This is a genomic window from Microbacterium sp. NPDC057741 (genome assembly GCF_042798735.1).
Lineage (GTDB): Bacteria > Actinomycetota > Actinomycetes > Actinomycetales > Microbacteriaceae > Microbacterium.
In genome coordinates, this window is record NZ_JBHVJW010000001.1 from 1,077,650 (window position 1) to 1,092,903 (window position 15,254).

11 protein-coding genes are annotated in these 15,254 nt (G+C 69.1%); 5 read left to right on the forward strand and 6 right to left on the reverse strand.

Features of this window, described 5'->3' with window-relative positions; all coding sequences use genetic code 11:
- Nucleotides 1–2 precede the first annotated feature (2 nt).
- A complete protein-coding gene (locus ACFVDO_RS05215; protein WP_378859479.1) occupies nucleotides 3–491 on the forward strand; it encodes a nucleoside deaminase in 489 nt (162 codons plus the stop codon).
- Between the two features lie 57 nt (nucleotides 492–548).
- Here ACFVDO_RS05215 and secA read toward each other — a convergent pair whose 3' ends face one another.
- Nucleotides 549–3,353: a preprotein translocase subunit SecA gene (secA, locus tag ACFVDO_RS05220; RefSeq protein WP_378856790.1), complete on the reverse strand. Its 2,805-nt coding sequence runs from the start codon at nucleotides 3,351–3,353 to the stop codon at nucleotides 549–551.
- Nucleotides 3,354–3,549: 196 nt separating this feature from the next.
- Here secA and ACFVDO_RS05225 point away from each other — a divergent pair, with 196 nt between their 5' ends.
- The 4 genes from ACFVDO_RS05225 (at nucleotide 3,550) to ACFVDO_RS05240 (ending at nucleotide 9,485) form a co-directional block, all read left to right on the forward strand.
- The gene (locus tag ACFVDO_RS05225; RefSeq protein ID WP_378856792.1) at nucleotides 3,550–4,170 is read left to right on the forward strand and encodes a PadR family transcriptional regulator; all 621 of its coding nucleotides are present in this window, start codon (nucleotides 3,550–3,552) and stop codon (nucleotides 4,168–4,170) included.
- A 2-nt stretch (nucleotides 4,171–4,172) separates the two neighbouring features.
- Nucleotides 4,173–4,955, forward strand: coding sequence for an ABC transporter ATP-binding protein (locus ACFVDO_RS05230; RefSeq protein WP_378856794.1), 783 nt, complete (start codon nucleotides 4,173–4,175; stop codon nucleotides 4,953–4,955).
- Nucleotides 4,955–7,795 carry an FtsX-like permease family protein gene (locus ACFVDO_RS05235; RefSeq protein ID WP_378856796.1) on the forward strand — a complete coding sequence of 947 codons (2,841 nt, stop codon included), beginning with the start codon at nucleotides 4,955–4,957 and terminating at the stop codon, nucleotides 7,793–7,795. Before ACFVDO_RS05230 ends, ACFVDO_RS05235 begins: the two co-directional genes overlap by 1 nt.
- Nucleotides 7,796–8,150: 355 nt before the next feature.
- The gene (locus ACFVDO_RS05240) at nucleotides 8,151–9,485 is read left to right on the forward strand and encodes a hypothetical protein (RefSeq protein WP_378856798.1); all 1,335 of its coding nucleotides are present in this window, start codon (nucleotides 8,151–8,153) and stop codon (nucleotides 9,483–9,485) included.
- Between the two features lie 143 nt (nucleotides 9,486–9,628).
- Here the strand turns inward: ACFVDO_RS05240 and hpf are convergent, their stop codons facing one another.
- The 5 genes from hpf to mtrA form a co-directional block, all read right to left on the reverse strand.
- Entirely contained in the window at nucleotides 9,629–10,288 is a 660-nt protein-coding gene (gene hpf / locus ACFVDO_RS05245; protein ID WP_378856800.1) for a ribosome hibernation-promoting factor, HPF/YfiA family, read from the reverse strand.
- Between the two features lie 89 nt (nucleotides 10,289–10,377).
- The gene (locus ACFVDO_RS05250) at nucleotides 10,378–11,052 is read right to left on the reverse strand and encodes a ComF family protein (RefSeq protein ID WP_378856802.1); all 675 of its coding nucleotides are present in this window, start codon (nucleotides 11,050–11,052) and stop codon (nucleotides 10,378–10,380) included.
- A gap of 88 nt (nucleotides 11,053–11,140) precedes the next feature.
- Entirely contained in the window at nucleotides 11,141–12,847 is a 1,707-nt protein-coding gene (locus tag ACFVDO_RS05255) for an LpqB family beta-propeller domain-containing protein (RefSeq protein WP_378856804.1), read from the reverse strand.
- A complete protein-coding gene (gene mtrB, locus ACFVDO_RS05260) occupies nucleotides 12,844–14,514 on the reverse strand; it encodes an MtrAB system histidine kinase MtrB (protein WP_378856806.1) in 1,671 nt (556 codons plus the stop codon). The genes ACFVDO_RS05255 and mtrB overlap by 4 nt, the downstream gene beginning before the upstream one ends.
- A 10-nt stretch (nucleotides 14,515–14,524) precedes the next feature.
- Complete coding sequence (gene mtrA / locus ACFVDO_RS05265; protein ID WP_236124155.1) at nucleotides 14,525–15,205, reverse strand: MtrAB system response regulator MtrA; 681 nt, start codon at nucleotides 15,203–15,205, stop codon at nucleotides 14,525–14,527.
- Nucleotides 15,206–15,254 lie beyond the last annotated feature (49 nt).

Below are 15,254 nucleotides of genomic sequence, written 5' to 3' on the forward strand. Positions count from 1 at the left end.
AGATGACTCACACCACGCCCTCCCCCGAGGTCCTGGATTCGTACTTCACGCCGGCTGTGGAGGTGACGATCGAAGGGATGCGGGAAGGCACCGGCGGTCCATTCGGTGCGACCCTCGTGAACAGCGACGGCGAGATCGTCGTCGCGGTCGGCAACACCGTGATCAAAGACACCGACATCTCCGGTCACGCTGAGATGGTCGCCGTGCGCGAGGCGTGCAAGAAGCTGAACACGCTCGACCTGTCGGGTCACGTCATGTACGCGACCTGCGAGCCGTGCCCGATGTGCGTAGCCGTGATGATGTGGGCAGGCATCACCACCTGCTACTACGCGTCGACGTTCGAGGATGCCGGTGACAACGGCTTCAGCGACGTGCACCTGCGCAAGTACCTCGACGGCAGCGACACCTCGACGCTCGACATGATCCACCTGGATTCGGGGCGCGAGGACTGCGCGTCGATCTGGACGGAGTTCCAGGCGCTGAACGCCTGATCCGCGTGCGCGAAGAAGGCCGGTTCCCCGCGGGGAACCGGCCTTCTTCGTACGGGATTACTTCTTCTTCTGGGCCCGGCGCTGCGCGCGGTTCACCGGCTGCTGCGCGGGGGCGTCGACGGCCTGACCGAAGGCGCCGCGCTCGGCGGGCTGCTCGGGCTGCTGCGCGGCCTCACGCGCGGCAGCGGCCTGCCGCATCCGCGCGGTCTGCGCCTGCTGCACCTGGCCGCGCTCGTTGCGCACCTCCACCTCACCGGCATCGTTCGACGCGGAATACTCCAGCCGCTGCTCGGGCTGACCGCTGGTCAGTCCCTTCGCCTCGACCTCGGCGACCTCGGCGGTGCCGTCCTCGCCTGCGCGGCGCACCTCGACCTCGAGGTTGTAGAGGTAGCCGACCGACTCCTCCTTGATCTGCCCCATCATCGACTGGAACATCGAGTAGCCCTCGCGCTGGTACTCGACCAGCGGGTCGCGCTGTGCCATGGCACGCAGGCCGATGCCGTCCTTGAGATAGTCCATCTCGTACAGGTGGTCGCGCCAGCGGCGGTCGAGCACCTGCAGCACGACGCGACGCTCCAGCTCACGGGTGGCAGGAGCCCCAAGGGCCTCCTCGCGCTTCTCGTAGGCGATCATCGCGTCCGAGAGCAACTCGCGCTTCAGGCCTTCAGCGGTGATCCCGCCCTTGCGTTCGGCGGCCTCGGCGACGACCTCGTCGATCGTCACGCCCACCGGGTAGAGGGTCTTCAGCTCGGTCCAGAGCGCGTCGAAGTCCCAGCTCTCGTTGTGCCCCTCACCGGTGTGGTCATCGACCACGCCGCTGATGGCGTCCTCGATGAAGTGGCCGACGCGGTCGGCGATGTCGTCGCCCTGCAGGATGTGCCTGCGATCGGCGTAGATCGCCTCGCGCTGGCGGTTCAGGACGTCGTCGTACTTCAGCACGTTCTTGCGCATCTCGGCGTTGCGCGCCTCGACCTGCGACTGCGCGCTGCGGATCGCACGCGAGACCATGCCCGACTCGATGGGCACGTCGTCGGGGAAGTTCGTGCGCGACAGGATCGCCTCGGCTGCGCCGGACTGGAACAGCCGCATCAGGTCGTCGGTGAGGCTCAGGTAGAACCGGCTCTCGCCCGGGTCGCCCTGACGCCCTGAACGACCGCGCAGCTGGTTGTCGATGCGGCGCGACTCGTGCCGCTCGGTGCCCAGCACGTACAGACCGCCGGCCTCGGTGACCTTGACGCCGTCCTCGGCGACCTTGTTCTTCATCGCCTCGTAGGCCTCGTCCCACGCGGCCTCGTACTCCTCCGGCGTCTCCTCCGGGTCGAGCCCCTTGGCCTTGAGCTCCTGCACGGCGAGGAACTCGGCGTTGCCGCCGAGCATGATGTCGGTGCCTCGACCGGCCATGTTGGTCGCGACGGTCACCGCACCGAGGCGCCCGGCGAGGGCCACGATCTCGGCCTCACGGGCGTGGTTCTTCGCGTTCAGGACCTCGTGCTTGACGCCCTTCTTGGCCAGCAGTCGCGAGAGGTATTCGCTCTTCTCGACGCTGACGGTGCCGACCAGGACGGGCTGACCGGCGGCATGCCGCTCGGCGATGTCCTCGACGACCTGCGCGAACTTGGCCTGCTCGTTCTTGTAGACCAGGTCGGGCTGGTCCTTGCGGATCAGCGGACGGTTGGTCGGGATCGGCACGACGCCGAGCTTGTACGTGGACATGAACTCGGCCGCCTCGGTCTCGGCGGTACCGGTCATGCCTGCGATCTTCTCGTACATGCGGAAGTAGTTCTGCAGCGTGACGGTCGCGAGGGTCTGGTTCTCAGCCTTGACCGGCACATTCTCCTTGGCCTCGATGGCCTGGTGGATGCCTTCGTTGTACCGGCGTCCGACCAGGATGCGGCCGGTGTGCTCGTCGACGATCATGACCTCGTCGTTCATCACGACGTAGTCGGTGTCGCGCTTGAAGAGCGCGATCGCCTTGATCGAGTTGTTCAGGAACGAGATCAGCGGCGTGTTGGCGGACTCGTACAGGTTGTCGATGCCGAGGTAATCCTCAACCTTCTCGATGCCGGGCTCGAGCACGCCGACGGTGCGCTTCTTCTCATCGACCTCGTAGTCGACGCCGATCTCGAGGGTGCGCGCGATCTTCGCGAACTCGGTGAACCAGCGGTTCGCCTCACCCGAGGAGGGGCCGGAGATGATCAGCGGGGTGCGAGCCTCGTCGATGAGGATCGAGTCGACCTCGTCGACGATCACGAAGAAGTGCTCGCGCTGGACGAGGTCCTCCTTGCGCCACGCCATGTTGTCGCGCAGATAGTCGAAGCCGAACTCGTTGTTCGTGCCGTAGGTGATGTCGGCGGCGTACTGCTGCCGGCGCACATCGGGGTTCTGGCCCGCCACGATCACGCCTGTGGTCATGCCGAGGGCACGGTAGACGCGACCCATCAGCTCGGCCTGGTAGCTCGCGAGGAAGTCGTTCACGGTGACCAGGTGCGTGCCCTTGCCGGCGATCGCGTTCAGATACATCGCGAACACGGCGGTGAGCGTCTTGCCCTCACCGGTCTTCATCTCGGCGATGTTGCCCAGATGCAGGGCCGCGCCGCCCATGAGCTGCACGTCGTAAGCACGCATGCCGAGGGTGCGGCGAGCCGCCTCGCGGACGGCCGCGAACGCCTCGGGCATGAGCTGATCGAGGGTCTCGCCCTTGTCGTAGCGCTCACGCAGCACGGTGGTCTCGTTGCGCAGGTCTTCGTCACTGAGCTTCTCGAAGTCCTCTTCGAGCTCGTTCACGGCCTTGGCGACCTGCTTGAGGCGGCGAAGGATGCGACCTTCACCGGCGCGGAGCAGCTTCTCCAGAGGATTCGCCACGGATGTCTCCCTTGGGTCTGGGGTGCCGACGATGTTCAGCGCCGGGCATACCGTGTCATGTTACCGGCCTGTGACTTGCGCTACCTGTGCATGGGAACGCTGACGGCGAACGGACACGCCCCGGACGCTTGCCTCCATCGTCATTTCCGAGTATGCATATACTCAGAAATGCAATATCGGGAACGATCGGAGCGCCATGTCCGTCCGCCAGAGCCTGCTCGCCATCCTCGACCAGGGGCCGTGCTACGGCTACCAGCTGCGCGCCGAGTTCGACCGGCGCACCGGGTCGACCTGGCCGCTGAACGTCGGCCAGATCTACAACACACTGGAACGCCTGGAGCGCGACGGCCTCGTCGCGAAGGGCGACGTCGACGACGAGGGGCACGTGTACTACGTGATCACGGATGCCGGACGCGACGCCGTCCGGGACTGGCTGGACTCCCCCGTGCCGCGACAGTCGGGCACCCGTGACGAGCTGCCGATCAAGCTCGCTCTGGCCGCCACCCTCCCCGGCGTCGATGTCGAGGCGATCGTGCAGCGGCAGCGGAAGGCGTCGCTGTCCGCGCTGCAGGAGCTCCGACGCGTGCAGTACGCCGGCGCCGGGACCGATGCCGACTCGGACGGTGAGGAACTCGCCTGGCGACTCGTCGCCGACGCCCTGATCTTCCAGGCGGAGGCAGAGGTGCGTTGGCTCGATCACGTGGAGTCCCGGCTGCGCCGGCACACGCCGCAGACGCTGAGCCTCGCGATCAGCGCGGAGAGGCCCCGTCGCGGCCGCCCGCCGCGCACGACCGCCGATGCACGGACGGGAGCATGATCATGAAGCGATCCGAGTACCGTCAGCAGCAGCACGAGGCCCCGCCCTCGGAACGGGCCCGTGATGCGCGCGACCCCGTCGTGCATCTGGTCGGCGTGTCACAGCAGTACGGCCACGGCGCCGGCTCGGTCTCCGCACTCTCCGGAGTGGATCTGACCGTGCATCCCGGCGAACTCGTCGCCGTCATGGGGCCGTCCGGGTCGGGGAAGTCGACGCTGTTGGCGATCGCCGGCGGGCTGGCCGTGCCTACTTCCGGCGAGGTGATCGTCGAGGGCACCTACCTGTCGTCACTGGATCACAACGGCATCGCACGACTTCGGCGCCGTTCCCTCGGCTACGTGTTCCAGGATTTCAACCTGATCCCCACCCTCACAGCCAGGGAGAACGTCGCGCTGCCGCTCGAGCTGGACGGCATCGGGCGAAGGGCCATCGGGCGCGCTGCCCAGGACGCTCTGGTGGCCGTCGGCCTGCAGGACAGACTGGACGTCTACCCCGACGATCTCTCCGGCGGCCAGCAGCAGCGCGTAGCGATCGCCCGCGCCATTGTCGGCGCGCGCCGGCTCATCCTCGCGGACGAGCCCACCGGTGCGCTGGACTCCGAGACCGGCGAGATGGTCATGCAGGTGATCCGGCAGCGGGTGGATGCCGGTGCCGCCGGGATCCTCGTCACCCACGAACCCCGGCACGCGTCCTGGGCGGACCGCATCCTGTTCCTGCGCGACGGGCGTGTGGTCGACGAAGCCGCGCGCGACGACGCGGCCGCGCTGCTCAGCGAGGCGCGCTGATGTTCCGGGAGGCGGGCTCAGAGGCCTCGGCCAGAGCATCCGGCTGGGCCCGCTGGAAGGTGGCCGCCCGGCTCGCTCGGCGTCAAGCACGTCGAGCGCTCGGCTCCAGCGTCCTGATCGTGCTGCTCATCGCACTCCCCGTCGCCGGGCTGGCGACGGCGGCGACCCTGGCGACCAGTCAGATCCCGACGGCGGATCAGTACCTCGACGCCCAGCTGGGAAAGACAAAGACCCGCCTCAACATCGTCTCCGGGCCGGATCCCTCGCTGCATCAGGCGCCGGTCGATCCCACCTGGTGGAGCGTCGACGTCGACGCTGAGACGGGCGAGCCCACGCATGCGGTCGAGGAGCCGCTCGACGACGTCGCACCGCTGCTTCCGGCCGGAACCGTGACACTGCGCATCGATCCTGCGACGGTGTTCATCTCGACGAAGGCGGGAACTGCCTCGGTGTCGGCACTGGTCGGTCCCGCCGGTGATCCCGCATTCGCCGGGCGCTATGACGTCGTAGCGGGTCGCTCGCCGGCAAATGCCGGCGAGGTGCTCGTGACCCGCTCGACGCTCGATAGCGTCGGCGCCGGCATCGGCGATGACCTGCAGCTGCGTGACCCCGACCGGACGTTCACGATCACCGGAATCGTCGACATCGTCGACCAGCCCGACTCCACCCGCACTGTCGTCCTGCCGGACGCGGAGCCGGGCGAGCTCCTCGGCCAGCCGGCGTGGTATCTGCCCGACGACGCACTCACCTGGGAGCAGATCCAGCAGCTGAACACCCAGGGCGTGACGGCGCTGTCGCGTACGGTCGCTCTCGACCCGCCGATCACGGGCACCGACATGGACGCCGCGCAGCTTGTGAACCCGTGGTCGATACTCAGCGGCGTGCTCATCGGCGGCAGCATCGTGACGGCGTTCGTCGCCTATCAGATCGCACTGCTCGCCGGTGCGGCGTTCAGCGTCAGTGCGCGGCGACAGCAGCGCGCTCTCGCCATGGCCGCGAGCGTGGGTGCGACGAAGCGGGACCTGCGCAGGATCGTGATCCTGCAGGGACTCGTGCTCGGCGGACTGGGTGCGGCGCTCGGCATCGTCCTCGGACTCGCTGGCGCCTGGGCTGCCATGCACGTTCTCGACGACGGCAACAGCACCGTGTACTGGTCGTTCGCGCCTCTGCCCTGGCTGCTCGCGGCGATCGCGGCGCTCGCTGTCGTGGTGGGAACCGCGTCCGCCCTGCTGCCTGCCCGGTCGGCCGCGAAGGTGGATGTGCTCGCCATGCTGCGCGGAGCACGGCGTCCGCAGCGTGCGAAGCGCTCGCGCCCGATCTGGAGCATGGTGCTCATCATCACCGGCGTGGCCATCACCGCAGTCTCCGTAGCGGCCATCCTCTGGGTGCGCACATCCGCCGATGGTGGCGCGCCCATCCGCTCCGACGACATCCGCGCCATCGCGCCCCAGATCGGTATCTTCGCCGGCCCCATCCTCGCTCAGATCGGGGTGATCGTCGGCGGCCACTGGCTGCTGACACAGCTGTCCCGTCCGATCTCTAGGATCGGACTCGCGCCACGGCTGGCCGTCCGTGATGCGGCGGCGAACGGCACCCGCTCCGCCGCCGCGCTCGGGTCGATCGGGGCCGCCGTGATGCTCGCGACGTTCATCGTCGGTGCGATCTCCCTCGCAGTCGGCACGCAGGCACACGACTACAGTCCGCCCGCTCCCGTCGGATCGCTGTTCGTCGAGGTGTACGGCACCGGGGAGGAGCCGCCCAGCGATGCACGGGTGCAGCGCGCAGAGGGCATCGTCGAGGCACAGTCGCCCACCAGCACGGCCATCCTGCGACAGCCGTTGAACGCCTCCCCGATCCCCGAGGCGGATCGTGCCGACGAGGACGTCGCGCTCGCTGTCCCCGGCAAGCCCGTCCGCTGTACCGGGGACGAGAACGGCTCGATCGATGACGCCTGCCGACACCTTCTGGATCTCACCCAGGGGCTGTACGTCACCACTGCCGAATCGTTGCCCGCCCTGCTCGGACGGACCCCGTCCGAACTGGAGATCCAGACGTTCCGGAACGGCGGCGCGGTGGTCTTCGACGAAGACCTTCTCGCTTCGGACGGGAAGTCGCGGATCGGCTTCTGGAACGCGGAGCAGGCCTACAAGGACGGCGGCCCGGTCAGCTGGAACGAGGGTGACAATGTGCAGATGGGCGAAGGCGCGGTGCTTGAGCTCACCTCACCGGAGCACATCGAAACGCTCGACGCCGTGCTCGTGAAGACACCTGATCAATATCGCTACACGACACTGATCTCGGAGAAGACTGCGGCAGAGCTCGGCATCGAGACCGGCTTTGTATCGTTCGTCGCCGCTTTCGACGAGCCTGCCGACGAGCAGATGGTGGAGGCGATCAACGGAGCGTCCGGGATCGATGCGGGCATCAGCGCCCAAGCCATCACCGGGCCTCCGAGCCCCGTACTCGGCATCCTGCTCGTGCTCGGTGCCACCGGCATCCTCATGCTCGGTACCAGCGCGATCGTGCTGGGGCTGGCACGAATCGACGGAGCCGCTGACGACGCAACGCTTGCGGCTGTCGGTGCGACGCCCGGGCTCCGTCGCGGAATCTCCTTCTGGCAGGGTCTGATCATCGCATTGCTCGGCTCGTTGACCGGTGCGGCCGCGGGCCTGCTGCCGATCTGGGGGCTGATCGCGACCTCGCCGTACATGTACGCGGAGGACATCCCGTGGTGGGCCATCGTCGCGATCGCCGTGGGTCTGCCGCTGCTCGTCGCCGCGGCGAACGCCCTCACCTCCCGCCGACGCCCGGTCGTCACGCGCCGCACCGCCATCGCCTGACCCGCCGGTGCCCGCCCCGTTCGCGCTGTGGTTCGCTGCTCGCGCTGCGCACTTCCGCGCAACGCGAGCGAGGAACGACGGCGCGTGCGGCGGTGCGGGACGAGAGCAACGGGGTGGCGCCTGCGGTGCGCGCGGTCAGGGATGGGTTTCGCGGGCTCCTGCGCGTGCCACCCCTGAAAAGCATCCCTGCCCACGTCGGCATCCCTGCTGCGCGCGGTCAGGGATGGGTTTCGCCGCCTCCGGCGCGCGCGACCGGCGGAGCGCAACCCTGAGCGGACGGCGCGGAGGGCATCCGTTCTCGCAGGGCGTATCGGATCCACAGCGGGGCCAGAGCCTGAGATCGTAGGATCGGGGAATGGCCGGATTCTGGGGTAAGCGCAAACGCGATCAGGAAGAACTGGCCGCGCAGGACGCGGATCTCGCGCGACGCGCGGAGCAGGCACTCGTCGAGGCGGATGAGCGCATCCGCACGACTTCGGACGAGCTCGTGTTCGCGCAGGCCGAGCTCGGCGAGTCGATGACCGCCGACCTCAGCAACGCTCTCGACGCGGTGCGCACCCACATGCGTGAGGCGTTCCAGCTGCACCAGCTGAACCACGACGAGATCCCGGACACGCCTGAGGAGCTGCGCACCCGCAACGCCCGGATCGTGCAGCTGTGCGAATGGGCCGAGGAGCTGCTCGACGAGAAGACCTCCGCCATCGCCGAGCAGGTCGCACTGGTGCGTCGCTCCCCCGAGATCGTCGCGCAGCTGCGCAGAGACGCCGAGTCCCTCGCCGCCCGCATCCCGCAGGCCCGTGCGACCGTGGATCGCCTGTCGCTGCGCTATTCGGATGCCGCGATGCGCCGTGTCTCATCGTCGCCGGCCGAGGCCGAGCAGCTCGTGACCTTCGCCACGCACGGAGCAGAGGTCTCCGAGCGTCGCCGGGAGGCGAAGCAGAACGAGGAAGCGAACCTCGCCCTCGAGACCGCGACCGAGGCGATCCGCCGCGCCTCCGCCGTGCTCGACGGCGTCGAGGACTTCGAGATCCAGGCGCTGCGCGCCGAGTCCACTCTCGCCGCCGTGGTCGACGACTCGCGCGGAGACCTGATCGCCTACCGATCGGCACCGCAGACCCCCGAGGTGAGGACTGCGGCATCAGCTCTGGAAGCGGCGCTCGCCGCACTGCCGCCGTCGGGAACCCGCAACGACCCGTTCACCGAGCTCACAGCGCTGCGCGAGGCGAACACCGGCCTGGACCAGGCCATCGCGAGCGCGCAGTACCGTGCCGAGCATCCGCTGCCCTCTCTCGAGCAGGTGCAGCACGCCCTCGACGACGCCGACCGTCAGCTCGGCATAGCACGCCCGCTGATCTCGGGCCACCGGGGCTGGATCGGGGCCGACGCCCGCACCCGCTTCGCCGAGGCCGAGCGGCTGCGCATCGACGTGACCGGCCTGCTGCCCGCCGAGGAGACCCGTGAGCAGGCGCTGTCCACCGCACGACGCGTGGGCCAGCTGGCCGCCGAGGCGCTGCAGCTCGCGCAGCGTGACATCGAATCGGCTCGCCCGCAGGACTACGCCGGTTGGGGCGGGCCGAACCAGCAGGGCGGATGGGGCGGAGGCCGACGCGGCGGGGGCGGCGGCGACATCGTCAGTGGCGTCCTCGGCGGCCTCGTTATCGGCAGCATCCTGGACGGCATCTTCGACTGATCCTTCGTCTCGCTCCGCTCGCTCAGGAACCGGGCGGGTCACGCTCCGCTCGCTCAGGAACCGGGCGGGTCTCGCTCCGCTCGCTCAGGAACCGGGCATGAAAGCGGCGGCCTCCCCGAACGGGAAGGCCGCCTCTTTCGGATTCAGGACGCCAGCGCCTCCTCCGTCGGCGGCGCCTGGGTGGTCAGTGAGATGACACCGTAGTCCCAGCCCTTGCGGCGGTACACGACGCTCGGGTGGTCGGTGCTCGCATCGACGAACAGGAAGAAGTCGTGCCCGACCAGTTCCATGCGGTCGACGGCCTCCTCGACCGTCATCCACTCCGCGTCGAAGTTCTTGGTGCGGATGACGACCGGCGAGTAGACCTCGTCCTCCTCCGCCTGGATCGGTACGGCCCCGGTCGCGACGGCCTTGAGCACGTCAGCGGATGCGGGCTGCACGTCGATGCCGGTCAGCGCTCCGCTGCCCTTCTCGAAGTGTGCTCCGCGCGGGTGCTGACGCCCGTCGATGCGCTTCTCCTTCGCGCGGCGAAGCTGCTCGGCGAGCTTGTCCACAGCGAGATCGAGGGCGACGAACTTGTCGCCGTCGACGGCCTCGGCACGGATGACCGGGCCCCTGCTCACGAGAGTGAGCTCCACGGTCTCGTCCGGCACGCGCCCGTTGCGGTACGCGCGGTGGGTGACCTTGACATCGATGCGCTGGGCCTTCGGCGCGAGCTGTTGGAGGCGTCCCAGCTTCTCCTCGACAACCGTCCGGAACCGATCGGAGATGCTCACTCCGACACCGACGATGCTCGTTTCCATTCCTGCCTCCTTGTCCCGGTCCTCCCGGCCAAGGGCGGACCGTGGTCGCCTTGTGTGCCCTACCGTAGTGCCGAGATCGACGGTTGTCACTACCCGTTAACCCCGTGTTCCGATCTGCTCGGTGTGGCGGCGAGCGCGACCGCCCCGACGACCCGGTATCCGGCCCGCCGAAGCACCCGAGCGGCCTCGTCGATCGTGGCGCCCGTGGTCACCACGTCGTCCACGATCACCACCGCTGTGCCTGCTTCTGCCCGCGCGAGAAGTGGATGCCGCACCCGCATACTGCCCTGCACGTTGCGCGCGCGCTCAGCGCGGCCGAGGCCGCGCTGGTCGCTGCGGGTCCCCGTGCTCAACAGCATCCGGCACGGGACACGACCGGCCGCCCGCAGCAGCAGCTCGGGCACGCGGTAGCCGCGGCGGCGGAACGCCGCCCGGCTCGTCGGGACGGGCACGAGCACCGCGTCGTCGCCTTCTCGCGCAAGCGCGACACGCAGGGCAGCGCCGAGTGCCGGCGCGAGCAGCGTCTGGCCGTCCTCCTTGACTCGGCGGATGCAGCGGGCGACGACTCCGTCGAACTCGTGCGCCGCGCACACCCGCACACCGCCCGGGGTCGTGCGCTGGACGGGCTGCGCCGTCAGCAGCAGCGCGCAGTCGGGGCACAGCAACGTGCCAGGAGCATCGCATCCGGGACAGTCCGCCGCGAACAGGAAGGCAAGGGCCTCGACGCCGAGGCGTCGAGCATGATCGATCCAGGCCGTGGGCATGCTTCGATCCTGCCCCGCCCCTCGGCGGCGACCGCCCGGTCTCTCCGGCCCTGTGCGCTCTCCACCGCCTGCAGCCGGCTGGGGAGTGTCACTGTCCGGAGCGTGTCCCCAGCACGACGACGCCGTCGATGGACGCCTGCCAGGTCGAGCCGCGTTGCGCGAACACCACGCCGTCGGCCGCAAGGATGCGCACGCCGGACACGGAACGCGCTCCCGCGATCGAACGCGGCCCCACCGGAGCCTGCGCCGAGTCGGCGGGCCCGCCGATCGGCTGGGCGAGCATGTGGGGCTCGTCCGAAGAGGTCAGGACCGCGACGGCATCCGAACCGATCCACCCCAGCCCGAGCGCAGTGCCGGTGAACCGGCCGAGCTCATGCATCTCACCGAGAGAGATCGGCACGCCCTTGTCGTCCCTGATCACCGCGGCCACCACGACCTGGCGCTGCCCGCCCACCGTCACGAGTGCGGCGACCCGCGCCCCGTCGGCGGCGACCCGCAGCGCGCTGATGTCCGAGGCCCCGGGCCACGCCCGTGCGACCCCATGCAGCCCCGCATCGGCGCCTCTGGCCTGCAGCGCACCCGGGGCCCCGCGTGGGACGGTCCAGGTGTAGCCCCAGGTGTCCAGGCTCGGTGCGATCAGCCCGGCTCTGCCGTCCAGCTCCGCGGTGTTGTCCGGTGTGGCGAGGTAGACATGTCCGTCGTCGAGCATCATCGCCGCCGCGGAGTCATCCGTCGCGACATCGATCGCGCGCAGCCGCGCGGCGTTCTTGTTCACCTGTGCGCCGAGCTGACCCAGCGGCGCGATCTGATCGCCCACGGCGGTGCCGAAGCCGTCCTTCGTGAGCACCAGTGTCCCGGCATCCGGCGCCGGCTGTGCCACCTGCACGGTGCTGGCATCCAGCGGCCGCTGATCCACGGTGAAGCGCACCTCGGCGACGCCGAGCGGAGCGAGGGTGGCCTCCAGCTGGGTGCGCATCCGCGCCAGGGTCGTGGCGTCCAGGTCCAGGGCGGACCGCGTCAGATCGACGTCGGCAACCTGCGACTGATCGATGACGACCGCACCGCGGGCCAGACCCACCTCATCGGTGAATGCGCTGCGCACCCCCGGCGCCAGCCAGGGCGCCGGGGTGCCGGATACCAGCTGCTGCGTGAGGGTCGTCGCCGTCGACCGGCCGCGCGGGTACCAGCGCGCATCCGGCACCAGGCGCGACCAGGTGGGGTCGAAGTACTGCAGCGAGTACGAGCGGAACACCAGCGGGAAGTTGGCGGCGTCGAGCACGATGCCGTCCGGCGCCTCGGAGATGCGCCACTCGCCGCCCTTCTTGCGCGTGAGGTGGAACGTGAGCGGCGCGGTGCTGCCGGTGTCAGCGGCGTACGCCCCCGTTCCGTCGACATTCGCCACCTGCGAGAGCTGCACGGTAACGTCGGCGCTGGTCGCGTCCTTGTCATCGACGTCCCCGACTGCGGTGATCGACCGCGACTCACTCGAGGTGTCGATCGTGACGCCGACCGCCGGGGCCCATTTGTCGCTCATGCTCGGCGTGAGGTACTCCCTGGCGATGCCCCAGTTGTCGAGGGGCGTGATGCCCGCGTCGAGGAAACCCTCCACGATGTCCTGGGGACCTGCACCTTCGGCAGGACGCGCCGCGAACTCGGTGAAGGGAGGAGCGTCGCTCTTCTCGCCGAGTGCGAGTCCGGCCGAGACCGGTCCGGAGGTCGGCAGTCCTGTGCAGGACGCCAGCAGCAGCATGGTCGCTGCGATCGCCGCAGCGGCGAGAGCACGGATCCGCGTCATCGGTCGCCCCCTTCCGCATCCGCCGTCGGGATCGGCTGGGTGAGCGCAGCGATCTCGGACAGCGTCTCCTGCGGTTCGAGCGGAACAGGGCTCGGACCGCTCAGTTCGCCTGGATGCCGCGGGATGGTGAGCACGAAGTTCGTCCCGACGCCGAGCTCTGACCACACCTCGAGGGTGCCGCCGTGCAGCCGCGCATCACCGAGCGCGATCGAGAGGCCGAGCCCGGTGCCGCCGATCGTGCGCTTGCGCGAGGGATCGGCCCGCCAGAAGCGGTCGAACACCCGCTGAGCGTCATCCGGCCGCATCCCCAGGCCGAAGTCGCGCACGCCCGCGGCGACGGCGTGCTGATTGCTGTCGACCGTCACCACGATCGGTCGGCCCTCGCCGTGCTCGATGGCGTTGCCGACGAGGTTGCGCAGCACCCGGCGCACACGGCGCGGATCCATGTCGACCGGGGAGTATCCGCCTGGCGCCACCAGCCGCAGCTCCACCCCGTGCTGCTCGGCGAGTGGGCGCATCTGGTCCACGATCTCCTCGGCGACCTGCGCGAGGCCCGTCGCCTCCACCTCGAGCTGCACCGAACCGGCGTCGTACCTGCTGATCTCCAGCAGGTCGGCCAGCAGCGTGTCGAACCGCTGCACCTGGGTGTGCAGGAGTTCTGCGGTGCGGGCTGTGGTGGGCTCGAAGTCGTCCTTCTGGTCGTTGATCATGTCCGCCGCCAGCCGGATGGTGGTCAGTGGCGTCCGGAGCTCGTGGGAGACATCGGACACGAACCGCTGCTGCACGAGCGAGAGCTCGCCGAGCTCCTTGATCTGCGCTTCGATGCTGTCCGCCATCGCATTGAACGAGCGCGCCAGCACCGCCAGCTCATCCTCACCGCGCACCGGCAGACGCACGCCGAGATCACCGGCGGCCAGCCGGGCACTGGTCTCGGAGGCCTCGACGATGGGCGCGGACACGGCGCGCAGCACCAGCCACGAGATCGCGGCGACGATGGCCACCAGCGCGATGCCCGCGAGCCACAGTGTGCGCTGCACGAACAGCAGGGTCTCGTCGGAGTCGCTCAGATCGTAGGCGATGTACAGCTCGTACACCGCCTTGCCCGGCACCACCAGCTGCTGGCCGACGACGATCCCCGGGGGCGAACTGCCCTCGGCGGCCGGCACCGCGATCGACTGCCAGAACTGCTGCCGGGCGCCCTTGTCCGCCACCCTGTTGCGCAGACCCTCGCTGAGCATGTCGACCGAAAGGCCACCGGCCCGGAATTCCGGCGGGATGAACCCGCCGTTGACCGTCTCGATCGGCGACGCCGTGATGATGTCGGATGCCGCGGCGCGGGCCAGATCGGTCTGCACCGAGCGCCAGAGCGCCTGCAGCGCGGCGCGGTCGTCGTCGACATTGCTGTTGTCCAGCGTGGTCTGCGCCTGAGTGACGGCGCGCTGCGCCTTCGCGAGCGCGTCGTCCTTGCGCGACTCGAACAGGTCGTTCTGGATCACGAGCGCCATCGCGACGCAGGTGATGAAGATCGCGAGCGACGTCAGCAGCAGTGTGACGGCGATAGTGCGGAACCGCATCGACCGGTGCCACAGGCTCACCACCGAGCGCGGCCAGCTCCTCCAGTCGCGCCACGACGCGACCGGAGCGGGCGTCACGCTCGTCGCCGTCATCGCAGAGTCCTCAGCCGGCGCTCCCGGCGCGGTAGCCGACGCCACGCACCGTCATAACGATCTTCGGGTTGTCGGGATCGAGCTCGACCTTGGCGCGCAGCCGCTGCACGTGCACGTTCACCAGCCGGGTGTCGGCCTTGTAGTGGTAGCCCCAGACCTGCTCGAGCAGCATCTCGCGGGAGAACACCTGCTGCGGCTTCGAGGCGAGCGCCACGAGCAGCTGGAACTCGAGCGGCGTGAGCGAGATCGGCGTCGTGCCGCGGCGCACCTCATGACCGTCCACGTCGACGACGAGATCGCCGACGCGCAGCACCTCGGTGGTCGCCTGCGGAGTCGGCCGCAGGCGAGTGCGAATCCGGGCGACCAGCTCCTTGGGGTTGAACGGCTTGACCATGTAGTCGTCCGCGCCCACCTCCAGGCCACGCACCACGTCGGCCGTGTCGCTGCGCGCCGTGAGCATGATGATCGGCACACCGGACTCGGCGCGGATGCGGCTGCAGATCTCGATTCCGTCCATGCCTGGCAGCATGAGGTCGAGCAGCACGAGATCCGGGCGCTGACTGCGCCACTGCTCGACCGCTTTCGCACCGTCAGCGCAGAACAGCGGCTCGAAGCCTTCCGTGCGCAGCACGATGCCGATCATCTCGGCAAGCGCCGTGTCATCGTCGACCACGAGGATGCGTGACGTCATATCCGCCCAGCCTCAACATTCTTTGTCCGCTACGTGCGGCTTCCGAGGC